Annotated in this window: 24 protein-coding genes; 11 read left to right on the top strand and 13 right to left on the bottom strand. The window is 39.3% G+C overall.

The genetic code is table 11. The annotated features are described in order from the left end of the window. Window position 1 precedes the first annotated feature (1 nt). From CBW18_RS02395 to CBW18_RS02385, 3 genes are all read left to right on the top strand, one after another. On the top strand, window positions 2-505 hold the full coding sequence (locus CBW18_RS02395) for a GNAT family N-acetyltransferase (RefSeq protein ID WP_088299638.1): 504 nt from the start codon (window positions 2-4) through the stop codon (window positions 503-505). Continuing rightward, window positions 505-987, top strand: coding sequence for a MarR family winged helix-turn-helix transcriptional regulator (locus tag CBW18_RS02390; protein ID WP_088299637.1), 483 nt, complete (start codon window positions 505-507; stop codon window positions 985-987). Before CBW18_RS02395 ends, CBW18_RS02390 begins: the two co-directional genes overlap by 1 nt. 70 nt (window positions 988-1,057) lie before the next feature. Beyond that, a complete protein-coding gene (locus tag CBW18_RS02385) occupies window positions 1,058-2,116 on the top strand; it encodes a nucleoid-associated protein (protein ID WP_088299636.1) in 1,059 nt (352 codons plus the stop codon). 297 nt (window positions 2,117-2,413) lie between these two features. On the opposite strand, the gene CBW18_RS02380 is transcribed toward CBW18_RS02385, so the two are convergent. From CBW18_RS02380 to CBW18_RS02355, 6 genes are read right to left on the bottom strand one after another with little or no spacing between them, the layout of a single operon-like run. Next, window positions 2,414-3,760 carry a DUF58 domain-containing protein gene (locus CBW18_RS02380; protein ID WP_088299635.1) on the bottom strand — a complete coding sequence of 449 codons (1,347 nt, stop codon included), beginning with the start codon at window positions 3,758-3,760 and terminating at the stop codon, window positions 2,414-2,416. 40 nt (window positions 3,761-3,800) lie between these two features. Next, the gene (locus CBW18_RS02375; RefSeq protein ID WP_088299634.1) at window positions 3,801-4,778 is read right to left on the bottom strand and encodes a MoxR family ATPase; all 978 of its coding nucleotides are present in this window, start codon (window positions 4,776-4,778) and stop codon (window positions 3,801-3,803) included. Then, window positions 4,759-5,949 carry a DUF4350 domain-containing protein gene (locus tag CBW18_RS02370; RefSeq protein ID WP_088299633.1) on the bottom strand — a complete coding sequence of 397 codons (1,191 nt, stop codon included), beginning with the start codon at window positions 5,947-5,949 and terminating at the stop codon, window positions 4,759-4,761. Before CBW18_RS02370 ends, CBW18_RS02375 begins: the two co-directional genes overlap by 20 nt. After that, window positions 5,946-6,680, bottom strand: coding sequence for a DUF4129 domain-containing protein (locus CBW18_RS02365; protein WP_088299632.1), 735 nt, complete (start codon window positions 6,678-6,680; stop codon window positions 5,946-5,948). The genes CBW18_RS02370 and CBW18_RS02365 overlap by 4 nt, the downstream gene beginning before the upstream one ends. A gap of 1 nt (window position 6,681) precedes the next feature. Beyond that, window positions 6,682-7,557 carry a hypothetical protein gene (locus tag CBW18_RS02360; protein WP_088299631.1) on the bottom strand — a complete coding sequence of 292 codons (876 nt, stop codon included), beginning with the start codon at window positions 7,555-7,557 and terminating at the stop codon, window positions 6,682-6,684. Then, window positions 7,550-8,512 carry a stage II sporulation protein M gene (locus CBW18_RS02355; protein WP_088299630.1) on the bottom strand — a complete coding sequence of 321 codons (963 nt, stop codon included), beginning with the start codon at window positions 8,510-8,512 and terminating at the stop codon, window positions 7,550-7,552. Before CBW18_RS02355 ends, CBW18_RS02360 begins: the two co-directional genes overlap by 8 nt. Window positions 8,513-8,654: 142 nt before the next feature. Between CBW18_RS02355 and CBW18_RS02350 the strand changes: the two genes are divergently transcribed. Then, window positions 8,655-9,398 (top strand): RDD family protein, encoded by a 744-nt coding sequence (locus CBW18_RS02350; protein WP_088299629.1) that lies wholly within the window; start codon window positions 8,655-8,657, stop codon window positions 9,396-9,398. 5 nt (window positions 9,399-9,403) lie between these two features. Here CBW18_RS02350 and CBW18_RS02345 read toward each other — a convergent pair whose 3' ends face one another. The 5 genes from CBW18_RS02345 to CBW18_RS02325 all read right to left on the bottom strand — a co-directional run bounded on the left by CBW18_RS02345 (window position 9,404) and on the right by CBW18_RS02325 (window position 12,520). Continuing rightward, window positions 9,404-9,724: a DUF2752 domain-containing protein gene (locus CBW18_RS02345; RefSeq protein WP_088299628.1), complete on the bottom strand. Its 321-nt coding sequence runs from the start codon at window positions 9,722-9,724 to the stop codon at window positions 9,404-9,406. Between the two features lie 15 nt (window positions 9,725-9,739). Beyond that, the gene (locus tag CBW18_RS02340) at window positions 9,740-10,255 is read right to left on the bottom strand and encodes a DUF5684 domain-containing protein (protein ID WP_088299627.1); all 516 of its coding nucleotides are present in this window, start codon (window positions 10,253-10,255) and stop codon (window positions 9,740-9,742) included. Between the two features lie 85 nt (window positions 10,256-10,340). Further along, window positions 10,341-11,000: an SGNH/GDSL hydrolase family protein gene (locus CBW18_RS02335; protein WP_253248943.1), complete on the bottom strand. Its 660-nt coding sequence runs from the start codon at window positions 10,998-11,000 to the stop codon at window positions 10,341-10,343. Between the two features lie 131 nt (window positions 11,001-11,131). Beyond that, window positions 11,132-11,860 (bottom strand): lipoyl(octanoyl) transferase LipB, encoded by a 729-nt coding sequence (gene lipB, locus CBW18_RS02330; protein ID WP_088299625.1) that lies wholly within the window; start codon window positions 11,858-11,860, stop codon window positions 11,132-11,134. A 12-nt stretch (window positions 11,861-11,872) separates the two neighbouring features. Next, window positions 11,873-12,520, bottom strand: coding sequence for a 4'-phosphopantetheinyl transferase superfamily protein (locus tag CBW18_RS02325; protein ID WP_088299624.1), 648 nt, complete (start codon window positions 12,518-12,520; stop codon window positions 11,873-11,875). 72 nt (window positions 12,521-12,592) lie between these two features. Between CBW18_RS02325 and dcd the strand changes: the two genes are divergently transcribed. The 5 genes from dcd (at window position 12,593) to purD (ending at window position 19,198) form a co-directional block, all read left to right on the top strand. Then, complete coding sequence (gene dcd / locus CBW18_RS02320; protein WP_088299623.1) at window positions 12,593-13,129, top strand: dCTP deaminase; 537 nt, start codon at window positions 12,593-12,595, stop codon at window positions 13,127-13,129. 80 nt (window positions 13,130-13,209) lie between these two features. Further along, a complete protein-coding gene (locus CBW18_RS02315) occupies window positions 13,210-15,903 on the top strand; it encodes a TonB-dependent receptor plug domain-containing protein (protein WP_253248942.1) in 2,694 nt (897 codons plus the stop codon). Between the two features lie 81 nt (window positions 15,904-15,984). After that, a complete protein-coding gene (locus tag CBW18_RS02310) occupies window positions 15,985-16,746 on the top strand; it encodes an enoyl-CoA hydratase/isomerase family protein (protein ID WP_088299622.1) in 762 nt (253 codons plus the stop codon). A 150-nt stretch (window positions 16,747-16,896) separates the two neighbouring features. Next, the gene (locus tag CBW18_RS02305; protein WP_253248941.1) at window positions 16,897-17,757 is read left to right on the top strand and encodes an SDR family oxidoreductase; all 861 of its coding nucleotides are present in this window, start codon (window positions 16,897-16,899) and stop codon (window positions 17,755-17,757) included. A 169-nt stretch (window positions 17,758-17,926) separates the two neighbouring features. Beyond that, on the top strand, window positions 17,927-19,198 hold the full coding sequence (gene purD / locus CBW18_RS02300) for a phosphoribosylamine--glycine ligase (protein ID WP_088299620.1): 1,272 nt from the start codon (window positions 17,927-17,929) through the stop codon (window positions 19,196-19,198). Between the two features lie 83 nt (window positions 19,199-19,281). Here purD and CBW18_RS02295 read toward each other — a convergent pair whose 3' ends face one another. Beyond that, a complete protein-coding gene (locus tag CBW18_RS02295) occupies window positions 19,282-20,427 on the bottom strand; it encodes a TlpA disulfide reductase family protein (RefSeq protein WP_088299619.1) in 1,146 nt (381 codons plus the stop codon). Between the two features lie 71 nt (window positions 20,428-20,498). Continuing rightward, window positions 20,499-21,680, bottom strand: a complete 1,182-nt coding sequence (locus CBW18_RS02290; protein ID WP_088299618.1) for a formimidoylglutamase — start codon at window positions 21,678-21,680, stop codon at window positions 20,499-20,501. Between the two features lie 71 nt (window positions 21,681-21,751). On the opposite strand from CBW18_RS02290, the gene CBW18_RS02285 reads away from it, so the two are divergent. Beyond that, window positions 21,752-22,714 carry an NAD-dependent epimerase/dehydratase family protein gene (locus CBW18_RS02285; protein ID WP_088299617.1) on the top strand — a complete coding sequence of 321 codons (963 nt, stop codon included), beginning with the start codon at window positions 21,752-21,754 and terminating at the stop codon, window positions 22,712-22,714. Then, on the top strand, window positions 22,714-24,015 hold the full coding sequence (locus CBW18_RS02280; protein ID WP_088299616.1) for an HAD-IB family phosphatase: 1,302 nt from the start codon (window positions 22,714-22,716) through the stop codon (window positions 24,013-24,015). Before CBW18_RS02285 ends, CBW18_RS02280 begins: the two co-directional genes overlap by 1 nt. Window positions 24,016-24,029: the final 14 nt, after the last annotated feature.

Genomic DNA, 24,029 nt, shown 5'->3' with positions numbered 1-24,029 from the left:
AATGCAAAACAACTTTAAAATTGAACGGTTAGATAATCATTTCTGTGAAGCGATTATCGGGTTAATTCTGCCCATTCAGCAAATAGAATTTAAGGTCGATATCGATTTAGCTGCCCAACCTGATTTATTGGATATTGAGGAATATTACGATGGTTCTGGAGGAGCCTTTTGGGGAGCGATATTAAAAGGCGAACTTATTGGTACCATTGCTTTAATTGCGGCACCGAACCATCATTCGGGTACCATCAGGAAGATGCTTGTTAAAAAAGAATTTCGTGGGAAAGAATTAGGGGTAGCGCAGACTTTACTTCAAAACCTTTTAACCTTTTGTGAAGATAATAATTTGCATGAAATCTATTTAGGAACCGGGGATATCCTGCAAGCAGCCTGTCGTTTCTATGAACGTAATGGGTTTAAACCCATCGCAATGGAAGATTTACCCGTTTACTTTCCGCGGATGCCCGTTGACAATGTTTTTTACAGCCTTCATTTAAAATCTGTTTAATGGAACAAAATGTAATTGATGCTTCTGGTTTATTGGCGATATCTACACGCTTGCAAAGGCTAAGTGATCAGATCCGCAAAGATGGTTTGCTGATTTATAAAGCATTCGGGATAGATTTTCAGCCAAAATGGTTTCCTGTATTATATACCTTATATAAAAAATCGACCATGAGCGTAGTTTCCCTCTCTGATGAAATTGGTTATGCGCACCCTTCGACCATTAGTTTGTTAAAAGAATTGGAGAAGGAAAAGTTAATCCGGTCTAAAAAAGACAAAGTAGATACGCGTAAGCGCCTGATTGAGCTTACTGAAAAAGGAACTACCCTTCTTTCTGCCATGGAGCCCGTTTGGGAGGTGATCATTAAAGCCACAGCAGATATTACCAACACCCAGAATAATTTAATGAAAGCCATAAACGAGGTTGAAGCAGGCTTAAAGGAAAAGACTTTTCTACAAAGGGCGGAAGTTTATATTAAAAAATAATAGAATTCCGAATGGTATAATGATGGGATGACGGAGAAGGTTAACCAATGATTTTACTATTTTTGCCGCTATGATCTCATTTTTCGAAGCTTCGCTGAAACAACTCTCCATTCACCATACGGGTAATAAACTGGTTGAAGAATATTATAAATTATCTGATGCTCCGCTCAGGATAGATGATGAAGTTTTGAGCAATTTGTTAATGCAATACTTTCTTAAACCCTTTGAAAAAGTAAATGAGGTTTACCACTTCTTTCATCCTAATGATAATTTAAACCTGAATGAGGTTTATCATTTTGCACACGAAATTTTTGAGAACACCGAACTTTTTCATGAAGATTCTCAGCAGCTGGCCAAATATTTATATGATGTGGCTAACCACCCGAAAATAAAATCGGGAGAAATGTATGTGGCCTACTTTGAAAAAGTGCAGATTGAGGGTGAACAGTTAGACGTACTCGGGATTTTTAAATCAGAAACAAAGGATACTTACCTAAAGGTTTTTCCAAAAGATGATGGCTTTAACATGAGCTATGAACAAGATGCCATCAGCATCAATAAACTGGATAAAGGTTGCCTGATTTTCAATACTGAAAAAGAAGAAGGTTATAAAGTAGTGGTTTTGGATCAATCGAAGAGGAGCAACGAATCTGCCGTATACTGGAAGGATGAGTTTTTAAAGCTAAAAATCAGGAACGACAGTTATAACCAAACCAATAATGTTTTGGGGGTTTATAAAAACTTTGTCACGCAAAAGCTGGATGATGATTATGAAATCAGTAAGGCCGATAAAATTGATCTCCTCAACCGCTCCATGAAATATTTTAAGGAAAAGGAAACTTTTGATATCGAAGAATTCGGAAACGAAGTAATTGGGAATGCTGAAGGAATTGAATCCTTCAAAAATTATAAAAAGAATTACGAAGAGGAATTTGAATCACCCATTGCTGATCATTTCGAGATTGCAGAATCAGCCGTGAAGAAGCAAGCCAGGGCCTATAAAAGTGTGCTTAAGCTGGATAAAAACTTCCACATTTACATCCACGGCAATAAAGACATGATTGAAAAAGGTTACGATGATGATAAATCGATGAATTTTTATAAAGTGTATTTTAGAGAAGAAGAGTGATAGGGAGTCTTTAGTCATTAGTCCGGAGTCCAGGCAGGATAAGTTTGGCGTTCGGAGTTAAGCGTTTGGCGTTTTGGGCGTAAATAGACTAATAAATTCAAGCAAAGGATTAACCTAACCCTTTAACCTCATCACCTCATCTTTAAACTATTGAAAGTCGGTAATTTATTCCGGCTGATGAAGTTTTGATGGGTTGTGTGCCTGGAAACTTCGTCAGTTTTCGAGCAGCAATCTAAACATCAAAATACTTATAATCCTTTCAGGTCAGTGAATAGACTTAGGACTCCTGACTAAAGACTAAATCCGCTGTTGTGCTTTCAAAGCCAGGTACTGATTAATCACGTTCACGGTCAACTTTTGCGGTGGTGTAAGTACGGAAAGAATGCCATGTTTATTCAGCTCTTTAACCATTAACTTTTTCTCATAGATAAATTTTTCGGCAATGGTTTGGTGGTAAATGCCCTCTATATCTTTTGCCGGTTCGGTACTCAATGCTTTTAATTCCGTATTTTCAAAGAAAACCACCAAAAGCAAGTGGTATTTAGCTATTCTTTTTAAGTAGGGAAGTTGTCTTTGCAATGCAGATAAACTTTCAAAGTTGGTGAAAAATACCAGTAGTCCACGTTGTTTCACGACAGTCCTTACCGAACTATACAAAACTTCGAGATTGCTTTCCAGGTATCGGGTTTTCTCTTTATACAAAACATTCATGATGGTGCCTAACTGAGAAGATTTACGGTCGGCAGGAACGATTGCTCCGATCGTCTCTGATATGGTAATTAAACCTGCTTTATCTTCTTTCAGCATGGCCACTTTAGACAGTGCCACACTGGCGTTAATGGCATAATCCAGTAAGCTTAAACCTTCAAAAGGCATGCGCATCACCCTTGATTTATCAATCATGCAATAAATGTTCTGGGCACGTTTATCGGTGTAGGTATTCACCATTAATGCGCTTTTTCGCGCAGTAGCTTTCCAGTTAATGGTTCGGATATCATCTCCGCCAACATAGTTTTTGATTTGATCAAACTCACTGCTTTGGCCAACTTTTCTTATTTTTTTAATGCCAAATTCTGTGAGGTAGCGCGAAACAGCCATCAATTCATATTTACCCAGATGGATAAAGGAAGGATAAACGGGTAATACTTTAGCACCATCAAAATTATACCGTCGATTGATTAAACCAATGGGTGATGATATGAAAATCCTGATAAAGCCAAAATCATATTCCCCGCGTTTGGTAGGCCGGAGGTTATAATGAATGGATTTAATGGCTCCAGGCTGCAAACTTAGTCTGAAATCTTTATTCCGCAGCTGAAACTGAAATGGAATTTCGTCTATTACACGAAGCTTTATTTTAAAGCCATACTTATTTTTAACCTCAATCTGAACGGGATTTTCATCGCCATTGCTTAAACGTTTTGAGGTGATCCTTTTCGCTTCAATCCCTTCCGAATTTCTGTACTGAATCAAGATATCGATAAACCATAATACCAATAGCACACCTAATGCTATCTCTGGAATTTCGCCCAGCCAGGAGAAAAAGAACCTCAGCAGAAAAAGTATAATGCAAAATCCCAGTGCCGCAAACAGCCGGTCTGTCAGATAAAGGTTTGTATAATATTGCTGAAAGAATTTTTTCAAAATAGGATTGACGGTTTAATCGGTTAACATTTTTTATGAACTACCTGGGTACCTCTATCTTTTTAATAATCTGGTGAACGATGTCGCTGGTAGTTAAACCTTCCATTTCTTTTTCAGGTGAGAGCAAAATCCGGTGTGCCAGCACAGGTACAGCTACTGCGATAATATCGTCAGGTGTTACAAAATCGCGGTTTTGAATGGCTGCCAGTGCTTTAGCACTATGCACAATCGCTAAAGATGCCCTTGGCGATGCACCCAAATATAGCGATGGATTGTTCCGGGTTTCATTTACAATTTTAGCAATGAACTCCAGTAATTTCGGTTCTACAAACAGACTCCGGATGATGGATCTGGCGTCCTGAATTTGTTGGACTGATAAAACCGCTTTAACATCTGCCGCCAGGCTTTTATTTACCAACGTGTGCTGCGCCATTAAAATAGCGGTTTCTTCTTCCAGAGAAGGATATTTAACTTCAATTTTAAATAAAAACCGATCCAGCTGCGCTTCAGGTAAACGGTAAGTTCCTTCCTGTTCGATAGGGTTTTGGGTAGCCAGCACCATAAAGGGTTCATCCATCAGGTAAGTTTCGCCATCAATGGTAACCTGCCGCTCTTCCATTACCTCAAACAAAGCCGATTGTGTTTTTGCCGGGGCACGGTTAATTTCATCTACCAGAATGATATTTCCGAAAATCGGACCTTTTCTAAATTCAAAGTCACCGGTTTTGGTGTTAAATATTGGTGTTCCCAATACATCTGAAGGCATTAAATCCGGTGTAAACTGCACCCGCGAAAATTGTGCATCAATGGATTTGGCCAGTAGCTTTGCGCTCAATGTTTTGGCCACTCCCGGCACGCCTTCAATCAGGATATGTCCATCAGCCAGTAGGCCAACAATCAGAAAGTCGATTACTTGCTTCTGTCCGACGATGATATTGCCCAACACATTTCTGATTTGATCTACTGCTGCGTTTAGTACGCTTAAATCCGTGCGTGGGTTAAATTGTTCCTGCTCCATTGCGTTGCGTATTTTGATAAAACTGTTCTATACTTTGGTTTAAATTAATAAGTTCATGGTCGCTTAAATTCGCCATGGCAGGCATATTCATCATATACCTGGTTAGGGTTTTAGCCAATGGTTCATTGATGCCTGTTTTCTCCATCATCAGCTTAGCGAAATTCGCATCAATTTCATTCGTTTTGATATAATACCTGGATCGTAAATATTCCAGAAAGTAATTCATTTTCTTCATGGCAATATCCTGATTGTTTCTTTCATGGTAGTAAACACTGCCTACTACGTTTACAAATTCAACTGATGTATTTGTCATCGGATCTACAACAGGAATAATGCGTTGTTTGCGTTTGATTTCAAAAAGTACAAAAATAATCAGGCTGAAGATGGTCAGGTAATAAGCCCACTTCAATTCGGGATGTGCAAAAAATACCCTTAAAACATCAGTAGTTTCAGTCTTCTTTGCAGAGAAATATTCATCCAGAATGACTGTTTTCCTTTTTTGAAGATAACTCAGTGTCTTCGCACTATACTCTGCTCCATATTTATCCAGCAATACAAAATTTGTATAAAACCCGGGTTCTGCAATGAGAAACAGTGATCCCTTACCAAAGTTAAAGCGGATAAAATTAGGTTGCTGACTGGCATTAACGCCTAAAACTATCGTTTGCTTTGCATCAATATTGCCAAAATACTGCGTACCTATACCGCGTTCAAAGCCATAACTGGCATCGGTTTTCAAATTAGGGTTGGTGAAATTTAGCGCACTGCCATTTCTGGAGATGGTGCCGGCAGTATTGAAATTTAAGAATTTTTCGAGTTTTCCAAAATCATAACTGGCAATAAACAAATCATTCCCGGCCTGCATATATTTTTTGATCTGTTCGAACTCATATTTTTCGAAATTCACATTTTGCGCTACAATGATATAGGCAGATTGATTATACCGGCTGTTTTTAAGGGTATTGTATATGGTCTGCTGCGTTGCCTTTACACTCGCATTGGGGATGATGTCCTTTATTCTATGGTGAAGAATATAAGTGCCGTAAGGAATTTTATCAGTAGAAAGATAGGTTGGCTCCCAATTGGTAGGTACGGGCTTATTGTACTGCGCCATTAAATAGGCAAAAATCAGTATTAATCCGAGCGCGAAGTAAATTTTAAAGCTCCTCATTTTATTTGGTTGTTAAAATGGTTAAATGATTGCTTTATCGGCTCAAATTTTTGTTCGTCTATGGGGAAATCTCCATACCAGATGTAATCAAACTGAAGGGTTAACTGGCTAAAATCATTCTTTAGTTCCGGTTTGCTGATTTCCGTTAAATAATTGTAATTGGTTTTATCTGGTTGCCATTGAATCAGCTGGGCATCACTCAATTTTTTTAAAGCCCTTAAATACAGCAGCCTCACGGCAAGCCGGAATTTACCCTCGCTTATTAAGCGATGTAGCTCTTTATCGTAATCTATTTCATGAATATTTTCGTTTAAAACGTCGTATGGTAAAATGGTTTCCAGCGGTTTTTTGCTGAAGATATTTTTTGCACCGATCATTTTAATAACCAGAAAAGCCAGTAAGGCAATACCCAGGCTAATAAAGAAATATTTTGACACTGAATTAGATGCTGCGCCAACAAATATTTTGCTGATCATTTTCCAGAACCACATCCAGAATCTTTCCCAAAGCGAGAGTTGCTGGCCTTCAATCTGATCATACTGAAATTCCTTTTGCTCTTTGTAATCGCTGATGGCACGTTTATCGAACTTCGATGGCGTAATCTGGCTACTATCGATTTTCATCTCCTGTTTCTCCTGCTTTGGTTTAGCAGCATGAGCCTGGGCTTTGCTGATGACCGGCATAAAAAAGAGTAAGCCAATAAGAAGATAATGGAGCAGAAATTTCGACATTTTAGTATTCTTCTGGGCGGGTATCAATTGGTTTTTCTGAAGTTCCGAAATTTGAGATTCTTTCCATTAAACCTACATTTTCTTTTTCCTCAATTAAATTAAAATACATGAGGGTAATGGTAATCACGGGCACAATCGTAAATACCTGGCAAAGTGACTGCAGTACAGTACTGATCAGGGTTAAGGTTAATGACATGTGTACTCCTTTACTGGAAAACATTCCGATCATACCAAATAGTGTGGTGGGCAATACAATCATACTCATACAGGCGTAAATAATAATCCACACCACAATTAAAGTTCCGAAAGTAATCCAGAAATGATCTTTGATGAGTTTAAAGCTCCTGCCGAAAGCATAAGATAAAGAGGCATTCTCAATCACCATAATCGGAAACATCAGGGCCACAAACGGGAAAAGGTAAAAACCAGGAACGAGGCAAAAGATAAAGCCTACCAGCACCATCAGCAAGAGTAAAATGGAACTGCCAAAAACCCTCCAGAAATAATATTTAAAGAATCCCCAAACTTCTTCCGTAGTGGGTGTTTGATTCCCCTTTTGTACATAAATAGCAAGGTAAGAAAGAATAGCCACCGTCATGCTGGCGTAACTGGCTAATGAAAAAATTATAGAAAGGAAATATTCAATTCCGTACAGTCCGAGTCCGGGCGAACTAGCTCCCGTACCCATGGTGTTGATTACGTTAACCGTTTTATATTGCTGCATTAACATGGTAGACATGCTGGCCAGCACAAACAGCCCGCAAAAGATAAAATAAGTTTTAATCAGTGGCTTAAAATTTTGCCGCATAAAGGTGAAGGTATCATTAATAACCTGACCAAAATCCCTTCGTTTTTTAAATTCAATATTTTCAGTCATATGAGTTGATTAGCGTTTGTTTATGATTAATTTTTGATGGATAGATAAAAACATACCAGATGATAAATGTAGCTGATGATAACAAAATCATCAGGCTGATGGCCATTGGCATTTCGGTATGGCGGGTCACAAAACTTTCAAAAAAGGCGGCTACAATAAAGATTGGGATCAGGCCCAGTACCATTTTTAATCCATTTTTTGCACCTTTTAAGGTAGATTCCATTCTGGTATAGGTTTTAGGGAAGAGAAAACTATTTCCCAAAACCAGGCCGGCAGCTCCTGCCAGAACGATGGCAGAAATTTCCAGGGTTCCATGAATCCAGATCACCAGTACCGACTGTAAACCAAGTCCTTTGCTAAAAAAGAAATATTGGAATGAACCCAGCATAATGCCATTTCTAAATAAAGAAACAACAGATCCGAATGAAAAAATAATGCCCAGTACAAAGGTGTAAAGCGCAACATAAATATTATTTGCGCCTATCTGTAAAAACATCAGGAATTCATTTTGCTGTTTGTAAACCCCAAAGGGATCACCTTTTGCAATATTTTCATTGGTCATGTTTACATAACCATCGCCCATAATCAGGCGTACAAAAGTATCATCATATTTGGCAGATAAGGCACCAATGGTACATGAAATTAAAAAAAACACCAGGGCATACAGAATCTGTTTTCTATGAAGGAAAAAGATAAGCGGAAGTTCTGTTTTCCAGAAATGGAGGAATCGGTTTGATTTTTCTTTCTTGTTTTTATAAACCGATTGATGCAGTTTGGAGGCCAGGCCGTTTAAATAAGCTGTTGTTTTAGAGTTGGGGTAAAATGTTTTAGCATAAGCCAGATCATTCGTTATTTCTATAAACTGATTGGCCATTTCATCAGGATTGGCATGTTGTATCGCTTCAAAGCGTTTCCATTTTTCTGTATGCTGTTTAACAAATAATGCTTCTCTCATTTAAATGGCTATCCAAATCCCGGGTTAAAATAGTTAAATTTTAACAGATACAAAAAGCGATCCATAACATTAGTTTGCCGCAATAGAAAAAAACTGATTGTAGTTAAGCGCATTTATCCTTAAAAAAAATTATGTTTGAAATATGGATACCATCAAAATCAGTACCGCCCAGAATATAGATATTGAATATGAAATTGCCGGTTTGGGCGAACGGATTGCTGCACGGTGTATTGATCTGGCTGGTTTTGCGGTACTTTATTTTCTGGCAGCCATTATCGGGTTAATTGCAGCTTTCAGCCTGTCGTCAACTGGTTTATATGTCGTACTGATTTTGTATGTAGTGATGATTGTTTTTTACGATTTGGTTTGCGAACTGTTTATGAACGGACAAACCTTCGGCAAAAAGGCATTGAAAATAAAAGTCATCAGCCTGGATGGTAGCCAACCTACCTTTGGGCAGTATCTTCTAAGGTGGTTATTCAGGATGGTTGATTTTGGCATTCCTTTCGGTTGGGGAGTAGTGGCGCTGATCGCTGTGGTAGTCACTAAAAATCATCAGCGCGTTGGGGATATTCTGGCAAAAACCACACTTATTAAAACGAAACCCCGCACCGAAATTCAGAATGTGGCATTCAATTTTAGCCTGCCTGATGAATATCAGCCTGTTTTTAAAGAAGTGCTCCACCTGAACGATCGTGATATAGAATTAGTTCATGAGGTGTTAACCAGTTACTACCAAACCGGAAACCCTGAGCTGATTTATACTATGGCTGCCAAAACCAAAGCACATATTCTGGTTAATATCCCTGCCAGGATGAATGAATTGCAGTTCCTGGAAACGGTGTTAAAGGATTATAGCCACCTGACTTCAAACATGAGTGTTTAACCAGCTTATTGGATAAACATTTTATAGATATAAGAAATCATAACGAAATTCCCTACAATCAGCATAAGTGTTTTAAGCAGCAATGATTGATGTTTGACCGGAAATTTATACAATATTCCGGCTGTCAGGAAAAGAAATATTAGTGGAATTGTAGGAGGATAAAGCATCCAGCTGGTTTCAAAGTCACCTTTGCACATTGCAATCAATGATCGTTGAAAACCACATCCGGGGCAATCAATTCCCGTTAGTGCTTTAAAAGGGCAGGTTAATAAATGATTTTGCAGCCAATCAAAAAAGCTGATTGAGCTGCAAAATATAAATGTCATTGTAATCAATTGAGTTTAAACATTACCCTGACCATCATTCGGATTTTGTTTATTCCCGAAAGGATCATTAGGGTTGTTGAACGGATTATTTGGAGTATTAAACGGGTTGTTAGGGTTATTGAAAGGATTGTTTCCGAAACCACCGTTTTGCGCTTCTGCTGCAGATGGGCCTAAGTATTTAGCATCTCCAAAACCTAAAATCGGCCAGAAAATATATGGAAATAGAAGCATTCCAACAGTAAAGCCTTCTGATTTACCAAAGCTTTTGCTTACCAAATTGTATAGCCATACGATAAAAACAAAATTTACACAAGGAAGAATTAACCAAAGCACCCAGATCATTGGTTTTCCAACAATTTCAATCATTACAATAAAATTGTAAATCGGAATGATTGCCGCCCAGCCAGGTTTCCCGGCTTTCTCAAATACTTTCCACATACCAACCACCCATAGTACAATAATCGCCAGGTATAAGATGATCATACCCGTACCAATTCCTGCGGCTATTCCGCTTGCTTCATACTCATTCATAATTTTCTGTTTTTTTAAGGTTTTAGATTTAAATAGTTAAACTAAAGTAAAATTTTTATTTACAATTACCTAACTATTTGTCTGATTAGTCCAGTGCTTTTAAAACCTTTGGGGATAATTCATCAGCCCAGCTGGCATACATTTTACCACTGGGATGTAAGCCGTCTTTAGCTACGAGCCCTAAATCTGTAGCTGCATTTCTTGAAGCAGGTGTAATATCGGTATAACTCACGCCAGCCGCCAGCGCGATAGTTTGATTAACGGCATTAAATGCATCAATTTCTTTAGCAATGGTGTTAATGTCTTTACCTGAACCTTTTCCAAAAGGAGTACTGCCCCAATCAGGGATAGAAACCACAAAAACACGATCTTTTCTCCCGCTGGCAAAAACAATTGCGTTTTGTAACAATGCGGAGAACTCTTCTTTATAACGCTCAATCGGGTAACCTCTATATTGATTATTCACCCCGATTAATAGCGTAACGAAGTCATATTTTTTTTGAATATCAGCCTGCTTAATGGCGCTTTGAAGTTCATCGGTAGTCCAGCCCGTTGTGGCAATAATTCTTGGAGATGATACATCTAAATTTTTTGCGCTTAATAAGTCTTGTAGCTGAAAAGGAAAGGATTCCTGTGGTGCAACAGCTTCGCCAATGGTATAGGAATCACCCAGGGCCAGGTAGGATAGTTTTTCTTTATGTGCAGGCGTGGTGATGGCTGGTGTGGTTTGATCAGTAGATAACATGCTTTTTTTTGTAGTGCAAGCCCAAGTTAGCAAAGAAAATAAAATAACCGGAAACGAAACTTTCATGCTCTTATGTACGCAAAACCAATTACTGGGGTTTTGAAATGATCAGGATTGTTTTTTGGATATAGTTATATGAGTTTCATTTTAAAAAGATCAGCAATGTGCTGCTTCAATTTACCCTTTACCGCTTCCATATCCAATTTATAGCCCAGTTCTTTTTCTAAAGATGTCACTGCTTTATCATCAATACCACAGGGTACAATGTTCTTAAAATAATCCAGGTCTACATTTACATTAAAGGCAAAGCCGTGCATGGTTACCCAGCGACTACAACGAACGCCCATGGCGCAAATTTTTCGTGCTTTTTCATTGTCTGCATCCAACCATACACCGGTATAGCCCGGGTAGCGGCCAGATTCAATACCATAATCTTTTAGGGTTAAAATAACAGCTTCTTCAAGCGTGCGGAGGTACAAATGGATATCGGTAAAAAAATTATCCAGGTCCAGAATCGGATAACCCACAATTTGCCCGGGTCCGTGATAGGTAATGTCTCCTCCACGGTTAATTTTATAATAAGTAGCTTGTTTTTCTATAAGACCGTCTTCATCCAGTAATAAATTGTCTGGATGTCCGCTTTTACCTAAAGTATAAACATGAGGGTGTTCGTTAAAAATAAGGTAGTTAGGTGTAGGCAATTGCGTACCATTAACCCTGTTTTCGGTTTTCAGGGCTACTGTTTTATTCAGCAGGTTTTCCTGCCTGTCCCAGGCATCCTGATAATCGGTTAAACCCCAATCGATAAATTGGGTAGGTACCCGTTTAACTTCCAGGGCTTTTTCTTCCAACTCACTCATTTTTATCAAATTTTACGCTTTGTTTGCCACATAACCCAGCATATAACCGTCATTAGTTTTAAAGTAATTAACCGTTAATTCCCTGGTGCCTCCCGGTAACTCCACCAGGGCATTTAAATTTCCTTCAGCCTTTAGCTTAAAAGGTTTAATATGAATATCTCTTTTAAATTCGAGTCCTTTTTTGCCGTGCCATTTATAGATGGCTTCTTTGGCACACCAGGCTACATAGAGGCCTTCTGTATTGTTGCCAATTTGCTTCTGGGCAAGTTCAATGTCGCTCAGAAATTTATGTTTAATGCTTTTAATCTTATGTTTAATCAGTTCAATATCTACACCAACGGCAAATTCCTTACTAATGATCACTGCAGCATAATCATAAGAGTGACTTAATGAGATCTGATAATCAGAATTTACCAGGTAGGGTTTGCCGTCTTCATCGAACTGGCAATCAATATAATCGGCTGTATTGAGCATTTTCCGCAGCAAAAGCCGCGTACTTAGCCAATGCAAGAGCCTTTTGCCATTATTGAAGGAAGAAATAATATCGCGTTCGTGTTGCTTGAGTTGGAGGCCGGCCAACATTTCTTCCTCGGTTTCTTCAATTTTCCAGATGGCCAGAACCGAATGGTCATCAAGATTTTTATTATAAACTATTGGCATCTATAAAATTGGAGATTGGCATGCAACATTATCTTAATTTATTAATAATTTAGGCCAAAAATACGCATAAAAATGATATTATCTGACAAAAGGATATTGGAAGAAATTGATAAGGGTACCATTATCATTGAGCCTTTTAAACGCGAATGCCTGGGAACTAATTCATATGACGTTCATTTAGGCAAATACCTGGCTACATACAAAAGCCGCATTTTAGATGCAAAAGCACATAATGAGATCGAACATTTTGAAATCCCGAAGGATGGTTATATCCTCCATCCCGGTACGCTGTATTTGGGGGTAACCTTGGAGTATACCGAAACACATAGCCATGTGCCTTTTCTCGAAGGAAAAAGCAGCACCGGCCGGCTGGGTATCGATATCCATGCTACCGCTGGTAAAGGGGATGTTGGTTTCTGCAATACCTGGACTTTGGAGATATCAGTTGCACAACCGGTGAAAATTTATGCCGGCATGCCCATCGGGCAATTAATCTACTTTGTAGTGGAAGGAAACATTGAAACCATGTACAATACAAAGGGCAATGCAAAGTATAATCATAAAACAACCCGTCCCGTAGAAAGTATGATGTGGAAGAATAAGTTCTAAGCTAAAATTCATAATACCTTCATTATTATATGCCTTGAGTTTTGTACCTTGAGGCATATTTTTATTATAGCTTTCTTAAAATGAAATTAAGCATCAGGCTCGTTCTCAGTTTTCTGTTGATAATCCTTGGCTTTTCAGCCTTTAAAATGGACGATGATCCGTTTACACAGCTACTGAAGAAGCTGGAAGATTATACCAACAAATATCCGCAAGAGAAAGTGCATCTTCATTTAGATAAGCCTTATTACGCCATTGGCGACGATATCTGGTTCAAGGCCTATGTTTTGGATGCCAAATCTTCGGCACCGTCAGCCTTAAGTGAAATACTTTATGTAGAGTTGATTAACGAGAAAGATTCTGTTAAAAAGCAGCTGAAACTGCCTGTAGTGGGTGGAATTACCTGGGGGGATTTTAAACTTGCTGACACGCTTTCTGAAGGCAATTACCGCATCAGGGCTTATACCAATTACATGCGGAATTTAGGCACAGCCTTTTTCTTCGACAAAAGTATAAAAATTGGAAATAGCTGGGCAAATAAGGTTTTCACTGACACACAATACGATTTCAAAAGAGAAAATAATACGGATAAAGTTACAGCAACCATTCATTTTGAGGATAAAGTAGGTTTAGCTTATAAAAACAGTGAGGTAAGTTATGATGTACAGCTGGATTATAAATCAGTTGAAAAGGGAAAAACAAAAACGAATGTAAATGGTGATGCCGTAATTACTTTTGTAAATACAACGGCAAATTCAAATAAATCAGGGAAAATTATAGCCACCATTACGCTGGATAATAAGCAGAAAGTGGTAAAATCAATCCCCATTACATCTACTTCAAATGATGTTGATGTTCAGTTTCTGCCCGAAGGTGGAAATTTAATAGAAGATTTGCCGCAGAAGATCGCCATTAAAGCGGTAAATGCCGCTGGCCATGGTGAAAATGTAAAAGGAACAATCGTTGATGATAAAGGGGCGGAAGTCACCGCTTTTGAAACCACATACCTTGGGATGGGCAACTTTATTTTTAATGCCCAGGCCGGTAAAGTATATACCGCCAAAATCAAGTTTGCCGATGGTTCTTCAAAGGATATCAAAATGCCGTTAGCGCAAAAAAGCGGTTATGCCATTGCGATTAATAATTTAGATACAGCAAAAGTTTCCCTTAAAATTATGTCAAGTGCTGATTTGGTTAACGGAGCAGAGTTAAAAGTAGTAGGACAGCAAGCCGGAAATATATGCTATGTATCTAAAGCAAAAATGGATAAACAGGTGCTGATGGCTAACATACTGAAGAAGAATTTACCAAGTGGCATTGTACAATTCACCCTTTTCTCCGCTACTAATGAGCCTGTAGCAGAAAGACTGATTTTTGTGAAAAATAAAGCAGATCAACTGGATATCGCTTTAAATACGACAACAGTCTCAAACAATAAAAAGGCAAAAACAACGGTAACGTTCGATGCCACAAATCAGCAAAAGCCCGAGGTGAGCAGTTTTTCTGTGGCAGTTACCAATGCCAGTAAAGTTGCTCCTGATGAGGACAATGAGACCAATATTTTAACCTCATTCCTGTTAACTTCAGACCTTGCCGGCTATGTGGAAAAACCAAACCATTATTTTTTAAAAGATGATGTTGCTACACAAAAGGAACTCGATAATTTACTGCTCACACAGGGGTGGAGAAGATTTTTATGGAAAAATGTGATCAGTGGAATTGGTCCTTCCATAACATACGGTGCAGAAAAATCTTTAGCCATATCCGGTACCATTATGAAGGGAAACAAACCAGTTGCCGGTGGAAAGGTGATGTTAATGGCTACTAAAGGTTCAACTTTTATCATAGATACGGTAACCAATGCAGAAGGTAAGTTTGTTTTTGATCACCTGAGTTTTGGGGACAGCACCAAATTTGTGGTACAGGCCCGCACTAAAACAGAGCGTAAATTTGTAGATATTAACATCGATATGGTGCCAGGTCAGGTGGTTACAAAAAGCAAAAACAGCCCTGATATAGAAATCAATGTCAATAACAGCCTGATGAAATACATTAAAGAAAGCGATAACTACTTTAATGAAATGACACGTTTAGGCTTATTGGGCAGAACCATTAAACTGGATGAGGTGACGATTACAGAAAAGAAAAATCCGGCTAAAAATTCAGCGAATTTAAATGGCGCAGGTCGTGCAGATTTTATCATGACCAGTGAAAATTTATCAACCTGTATTACCTTATCGCAATGTTTGCAGGGCCGTTTGCCAGGGGTGATTTTCAGGGGAAGTGTACCATACCTGATGAGAAGCCAGAATACGCCCATGTCAATTGTTTTAGATGGTATGCGGGTAGAATCCGAATTTCTGGATAATATCGTTCCGAATGATGTGGAATCTATAGAATTGTTAAAAAGTATCGGCAACACGGCAATTTATGGTTCGCAAGGCGGGGGCGGTGTGCTGGTTATTACCACTAAAAGAGGCGGGGGAACATCCAATTACAACCGTTATGCACCTGGAATCGTAAGTTTAAATCCAAAGGGATTCTCGGTTTCGCGGGTGTTCTATTCTCCACAATATAATGAGGATGCAACAAATAACAAAGGCAAAGATTTAAGAACAACCATTTATTGGAATCCTCAGGTCATCGCACAGCAGGATGGAAAAGCCAGGTTTGAGTTTTACAATGCTGATGAACCCGGATCATACCGAATGGTCATTGAAGGTATAGATGCCTCCGGTCATCTGGCAAGAAAAGTGTATACTTATGAGGTTAAATAAATAAAAATAGATAAATTTGGTTATTATGCAAGCATAGTTTATTTTTTCAGTGCTTGATGTTCAAATCCTGATACTATTAATATGAATACAATTAAAGTAAGTGTAAAAGACCGCCTGGCTACCATTACCCTCGATAAGGGGAAATCAAACGCACTGGGTCGGGAATTAATTTCCGAACTGGATGATATGCTTAAAAATATTGCTGCTGATGACAATATCGGTGGTGTCATCTTAACCGGAAAAGCACCATTTTTTTCTGCAGGTTTAGATTTAGTGGAACTTTATGGTTACAATGAAGCCGAAGCAAAATCATTTTTTCAACTCTTTTTTAAATTTACAGCAAATCTGGTGGCCTTTAAAAAGCCGATGGTTGCCGCAATTAGTGGGCATAGCCCCGCAGGCGGTTGTGTAATCGCTTTGGCCTGCGATGCAAGAGTAATGGCTGAAGGTCAATACATCATCGGACTGAATGAGGTGCCTGTAGGCATTATCGTTCCGAATAGCATTTTTCAATTGTATTCCTTTTGGATTGGAAAAGGAGAAGCTACCCGCAGTTTATTAACAGGGAAGTTATTTAGTCCGGAAGAAGCTTTAAAGGTTGGCTTGGTTGATGAGCTGGTTAAGAATGAAAGCCTGCTTACTGCGGCTGAGCGGAAAATTAAAAAGTTTATGGAACAGGAAAGCAATACCTGGTCGCAAAGCAAGCTCAATATCCGTGAAGAATTAATTGCAGCGATGACTGCCGATCAATCTGTTACGTTAGAAAAGATCTTGGCACAATGGTGGTCGCCTGGTACAAGACATATTTTAGAGACCATTCTGGCCAATTTACAGCGTAAATAGCCTGGATTTGAGGTGTTTGGTGTCAATGATTGATTCCCCACCTTGGCAATTTACCAGTGCAAACAATTTAGCAATTAAACAATCTCAAAAAACAACTCACCAAAACTCACCTCACCAACTTACCCTCATATGTTAAACTACAACTCACCCATGCTCAGAGAAGATGCTTTAAAAGGAAAAACCATTGTCATCACCGGTGGCGGAACGGGTTTGGGGAAAGCAATGGGCATTTATTTTCTTAAGTTAGGTGCTAACCTGGTCATCACCAGCCGGAAGCAGGAAGTTTTGCAGAAAACAGCTGATGAGATGGAAGAAAAAACCGGCGGAAAGGTGTTAGCTGTTGCCTGCGATGTTCGTGATGCAGAACAGGTAGATCATGTACTGGCGAAAACACTGGAACGGTTTGGGTCTGTTGATGTATTACTAAATAATGCTGCAGGAAATTTTATTTCACCTACAGAGCGTCTATCAGCCAATGCTTTCTCCTCAATTATTGATATCGTCTTAAAGGGTACCGTAAACTGTACTTTAGCTTTCGGGAAACACTGGATCAAAGAAAAGCAAGCGGCTACGGTTTTAAATATTGTAACCACCTATGCCTTCACTGGTTCGGCCTATGTAGTGCCTTCTGCCTGTGCAAAAGGTGGTGTTTTGGCATTAACCAGATCGCTTGCGGTAGAATGGGGAAAGTATGGTATAAGAACAAATGCTATTGCGCCAGGACCATTCCCAACAAAGGGCGCATGGGAAAGATTGTTGCCAGGCGATTTAGCTAAAAAGTTTGATTTTAAAAACAGGGTGCCACTTAAAAGGGTAGGGGAACATCAGGAACTGGCTAATCTTGCTGCCTTCCTGGTCAGTGATTTTTCTGGATATATTAATGGAGAAGTGATTACCATTGATGGTGGTGAATGGCTTCAGGGGGCCGGACAAATGAACGGCCTGGAAGCCATTCCAAATGAAATGTGGGACATGCTGGAACAAATGACCAGAAGCGCTAAAGGAAGTTAAGCTTTAAGACTAAAGCGAAAAGCTGAAAGTTTATTTTTATGTGTGGTGAGGAAGAGATTTGATTTCGGAAAAATGGACTAAATACTTACCTCCCGATACTTAAATCTTAATACTTTATACTCATATACTGATACGCACATCTTGCTGCTAAAATATTATCTTTGCCCATATGAATATCTTACTTTTAGGTTCAGGCGGCAGAGAAAGTGCATTTGCCTGGAAAATGAGCCAGTCTGCGCACTGCGATAAATTAATTATTGCACCCGGAAACGGTGGTACCGGAATTTATGGTACTAATATCAACATCAACGTAAATGATTTTGATGCCATAAAAAAGATTGTTCTGACTGAAAACATCGGATTGGTGGTAGTTGGTCCGGAAGAACCTTTGGTAAATGGTATTCATGACTTCTTCCTGGCTGATCAGGCCATTGCACATATCCCGGTTATCGGGCCTAAAAAGGAAGGTGCAATTTTAGAAGGAAGCAAAGATTTTTCTAAACAATTTATGGATCGCCATGGTATTCCAACGGCCGCTTCAAAATCTTTTACGCCCCAAACTTTAGCAGAAGGTTTAGCCTACCTGGAAACGCATGCATTGCCTGTGGTTTTAAAGGCCGATGGTTTGGCTGCGGGTAAAGGGGTTCTGATTTGCACAGAAACAGTTGAAGCTCAGGAAGAGTTAAAATTAATGCTTGGTGGTAAATTTGGTGCTGCCGGTGCAACTGTTGTGATCGAAGAATTTCTAAGCGGCATTGAACTTTCCGTATTTATTTTAAGCGATGGCGAACATTATATCACCCTGCCTTCAGCGAAAGATTATAAAAGAATTGGCCTGGCTGATACCGGCTTAAATACAGGTGGTATGGGCTCAGTTTCTCCCGTTCCATTTGCCACGCCTGATTTTCTGCAAAAAGTTGAAGAACGCATTATCAAGCCTACTGTTGAAGGCTTAAGAAAGGATCATATCGATTATACAGGCTTTATTTTCTTCGGATTAATTAAAGTAGGTGATGATCCATTTGTAATTGAATACAATGCCCGCATGGGAGATCCGGAAACCGAAAGTGTTATTCCCCGCATTGAGAATGATTTAGTAGAACTATTCCTGGCCACGGCCAACAAACAGTTAAACCAGGTTGATCTGATTATTTCCGGGCAAACAGCTGCAACCGTAATGATTGTTGCCGGTGGTTATCCTGGAGAATATTTAAAAGGCAAAGCCATCAGCGGCATTGAAAACCTACGTCATTCCACTGCTTTTCACGCTGGTACGCTTTTAGATAACGATGTCGTAAAAACGAATGGCGGCAGGGTAATTGCCATTACCAGCTTGCAGGAAGATTTATTTACTGCTTTACAATCAGCCACTGCTGATGCCGGTAGAATTTACTTTGACGGGAAATATTTCAGGGAAGATATCGGATTCGATTTAGTTTAATCCTTTAAAATAAAAATACCCCAACTACCCAGGTCATTTAATTTAAATCTGTGTAGTTGGGGTTAGTTTTGAAGCCGAAAAACTTATTTAGACTTGCTTCCCAGTAATTCCTGAAGCTTATCCTGTAAGGCCTGCTCTCTTAATCCTTTTGCTATAATTTTTCCAGTAGGATCAATCAGGAAGTTTGCCGGAATGGATTGAATGCCATACATTTTAGCCACCTCGTTATCCCAGAATTTTAAATCTGATACCTGAGTCCAGGCTAATTTATCGTCAGCAATGGCCTTTAACCAGGCTTCTTTTTTGCCTGGACGATCTAAGGAAACGCCCAAAACGGTAAATCCTTTATCCTTGAATTTATTGTAAGCAGCTACTACATTTGGATTTTCCTGACGACAAGGACCACACCATGATGCCCAAAAATCAACCAGTACGTATTTACCTTTAAAATCTGATAATTTCACCGGTTTGCCGGCAGTATCTGCTTGTGTAAAATCCATCGCCATTGCACCAACAGCAGTTTTTCTTCCAGCTTCAAATAACTGTGTAAGTTTTTTACCGGCAGGGCTTGATTTTAATTCTGGTGATAAAGTAGAAAATGCCTTCTCTGCGGCGGCTGCCTGATCAGGGTCGCCAGATAATTGACCGATGGCACTTAAACTGATATATGATTTTGGATTTGCATTTGCAAACTGTAATAAAAGTGGTGTTAAGCCTGCAGCTGCTTTATCATAGCGGGCGCTTAAAGCTTCCATTTTTTCTTTGTTCTGTTTTTCTTCAGCAGTATAGCCATTGTATTCTGCATTAATTGCCATCAGCTGATCATTCACGGGCTTTGTCAATGCCTTTAATTTCTTTGCATCATCATTAACAGGCGAACCACTGATGGTTGCGTTTTTTAGAGAATCTGCAGCAGCTAGCTTGATGTTTCCTGGTTCTACATAGATAGATAAACCATCTAGTTTTTCACCTTGTGCCGGACGGTTAACATAAGGGTTCTTATTCAGATATAAACTTCCTTGTGCCGGGCTGGCAACTGTTCCCTTAAATGCAAAAGCACCATTGGTTACCGTAGTAGAATCGGTAATGTTTTTGCCGTCATTCTGATAAATCAAATAGATTTTATCGCCGGTTTTCAGGCCTTTAATTTCGCCATTCAACGCAAATGGTTTTTGCGCAAGTGCTGCCAGTGGCAATAGTGCCATGGCAGATAATAGTATTTTTTTCATAAGTTAATTTGGTTCAACTGAATTCAAATATAGTGATATTGTATTCCTTAAACGAAAAGGGGTAAATAAAATTATGATAGCTTTTGATAGGTTCTCCACCATAAATCGGGCATTTCTCCGTTTACTGCAGTTTGGTAATCATCATAGCGGCATGGCACTAAATGATAGCGTTCATTTTTAGATTGGCCCGATGGATAGGGTACCTGCATCCACCAGCGGTCGGATTTTTTGCTTTTCACAAACATCATTTCACCCGAGCCATCTTTCAGGCTGGTTCTGTAAATCATGAATTGTGATTTTGGGGTAAGCGGAAAATCTTTTTTGCGGGCATAAAATCCATCTACAAAATACCAAACCATCTGCGCCAGTAAAAAGGCCGTGTGTCCGTTATTGTCGTAGGCCGGATTAAATTCATAAAAGCCAATAGAGGTGAGCTTATCGTTCATGCCTGCATAACGCGAAATCCGGCAGGCTTCCTCACCATCAAAGCCATTTGGCGTGGCGTTCGCATTGGCTGCCGCATCGGCAGAGCGTATGGCACCCAAATCAAAACTGATCATGTTCGCATTGCGGATAATCGGTTCAGTTAAAGTAATGTCCTGGGCAAATTCACCTAAACGGTGTACATCGAAATATAATTTGTCCATCACGCTTAAGCTTTCCTGGTTAACAAAGTAAGTTTGATAACCTATATTGCTGTAGTTAAATAAAAAGTTAGGCTGATGTAGAAAAATCTTATTGAGATAGCAATCAGAGCGGGTTTCAATGCCCTCACTTTCATCATCACCAATGTCGAATTGATTATCAATCACCACCAGGTCTACCTTTTGCTCCAGGTCTTCGTAACCTAAATATTGCGCATAGGTTAAATCCTGCCCGCCACCAATAATAACAGGAATAATATCCTTTTTGATCAACTCGGAAACCACCATTTTAATGGCGATATAGGTGTCGGCGATGGTTGCACCATGTTTAATGTTGCCCAAATCAACTATTTTGCTGGCAAATGCACCTTCGTTTAATTTGTAGAATTTCTCTCTGAAATAATCAGGTGCCAAGGCACAACCTTCATTGTCTACTGCCCCTCTTCCATCAAGCACACCAATAATGGCTAAATCATAGGTCTGTGCTTCAACATCAGGAAAGGTAGTGGTGTAAACATGTGCTTTTAATCCAAGCTGGCTGGTAAAAAAACCTTGTTTGGGGGTGAAACTATCGGGGTTTACCGGGGAAAAGAAATCCGTTAACGACATATATTTAAAACTCTCGCCCCAAATATCTATTTTTGAATGCGTATTTCCACATATAGCTCAAAAAAAATAAAATGATACTGGTAACCGGAGGAACAGGATTTTTAGGCGCCGAATTAATCAAACAGTTAACCCATCAGGGGTTGGCTGTTCGTGCTTTGAGAAGAGAAAAGTCTAAAATTCCTGATTCACTAAAAGAAAATCTAAGGATTGAATGGTTTACAGCAGATATCAATGAGCCATCTACCCTTGAAGAGGCATTTTCAGGTATTACCCAGGTTTACCACTGCGCTGCATTTGTATCACTTAATTCGAAACATAAAAAGCAACTCTTTCATGTTAATATAGATGGTACTTCAAATGTGGTTAATCTTTGTATGGAGAACAAGTGCCGGCTGTTACATGTCAGCTCCGTTGCAGCTTTAGGTATTGCCAAAAAGGGAAAGCAGATTGCTGAACAGGATTTCTGGGCATATGATTCCAAAACACATGCTTACGGGCTTTCCAAATATGAAAGTGAAATGGAGGTGTGGCGGGGCATTAACGAAGGACTTGATGCTGTAATCGTCAATCCTTCTGTAATTATGGGGAAAAATGCAGGTTTCGAAGGCAGCGGCGCTATCTTTAAACTGGTAAAGGAGGGTTTTCCTTTTTATACCAATGGTGCATCAGGTTTTGTAGATGTAGAAGATGTAGCGCAATCGATGATCTTGTTAATGGCTGCTGAAGTTTCCGGCGAACGTTTCATTATCTCTTCTGGCAATATGCATTACCAGGAATTATTTACGCAGATTGCACAGGGTTTTGGTGTAAAGCCTCCTGCTAAGGAAGCTAAGCCATGGATGCTTGGCCTGGCCTGGAGGGCACTCCGTCTGGCATCCGTATTTACCAGGCAGGAACCATCTATTACCAAAGATACCGCGAGCAGCAGCATAACATTAAGTTATTATGATAATCATAAAGTGGTGCAGCAAACCGGCATACATTTCAAACCGGTAAACCAGATCATCACTGAAATTACCCAATATTTAAAATAATGCCTAAACAGAAAGCATACTACATTATCGATTTTGACAGCACTTTTACCCAGGTAGAAGCATTAGATGAACTCGCCAGGATCTCTTTAAAGAACCACCCGGATAAAGAGGCTATTTTCCAAAAAATAGAAGATTATACTAATTTTGCTATGGAAGGAAAACTGTCGTTTTCAGAAAGCCTGGCACAACGCGTAAAGCTTTTGGAAGCCAATGAAGAGCACCTTAAATTGCTGATCAAACACCTGAAGAAAAAAGTATCTACGTCTTTTTCCCGCAATGCCGAATTTTTTAAAAAGCATGCTGATGATGTACTAATCGTTTCTGGTGGTTTTAAAGAATTCATCACGCCGGTGGTAAGTCAGTACCATATCAAAAAGGAAAATATTTATGCCAATACCTTCGTAACTACAGGTGACGGAAAAATTATTGACTACGATCATGCCAACCCTTTAAGTGAAGAAGGAGGGAAGGTAAAATTGTTGCAGCATCTGAAATTAGAAGGTATGCTGTTTGGCATTGGCGATGGCTACTCCGATTTTCAATTGCGGGAAAGCGGGCTGATTAATAAATTTTTTGCCTTTACTGAGAATATCGCCCGTGAAAGTATCGTGGCAAAAGCGGATCATGTAACACCAAGTTTCGACGAGTTTTTATATGTTAACGATTTGCCCCGTGCAATTTCTTATCCAAAAAACAGAATCCTTTGCCTGGTTATCGGGGATGTTGATCCGGCAACCATTACCATCTTAAAGAATGACGGACTTTCTATCCGGCAGAAAACATCTTTTGAAGAAAAGTATGTGAAAGATGTGGGGATGATGATCCTGGCAAATGGCGAAAGGCTGACTAAAGAACAGTTGAGGGACGCTGTTAAACTCAAAACTATTGGATATTTAGGCAGTGCGAAAAACAAGATAGATTTTGATGTTTGTACCAGGCAGGGTATTGTGGTATTTGATGATCCTAAAAATAATCCGCGCAATATCGATTTTATCCCTAAACGGGTGGCAGATTTCATGAACACCGGGGCAACTTATCTCAGTAGCAATTTTCCTAATTTACAGTTGCCAAAAATTGATAAATCTCATCGTTTAATCCATATCCATAAAAATGTTCCCGGGATTATAGCGCAGATCAATACGGTTTTCGCAAAACACGATATTAATATTGTCGGACAGTTTTTAATGACCAATCCGGAAATCGGATATGCCATTACTGATATCAATGCCCAATATGATAAACAATTATTTAAATCGCTTAAGAAAATTGAACATACTATAAAATTCAGGGTGTTGTATTAGGGTAGTTCCATGCT

Origin of the sequence: Pedobacter sp. AJM, from assembly GCF_002197755.1 — a bacterium.
GTDB lineage: Bacteria > Bacteroidota > Bacteroidia > Sphingobacteriales > Sphingobacteriaceae > Pedobacter.
Note: the sequence above shows the minus strand (reverse complement) of the source record. Positions and strands in the feature narration are given on the sequence as shown.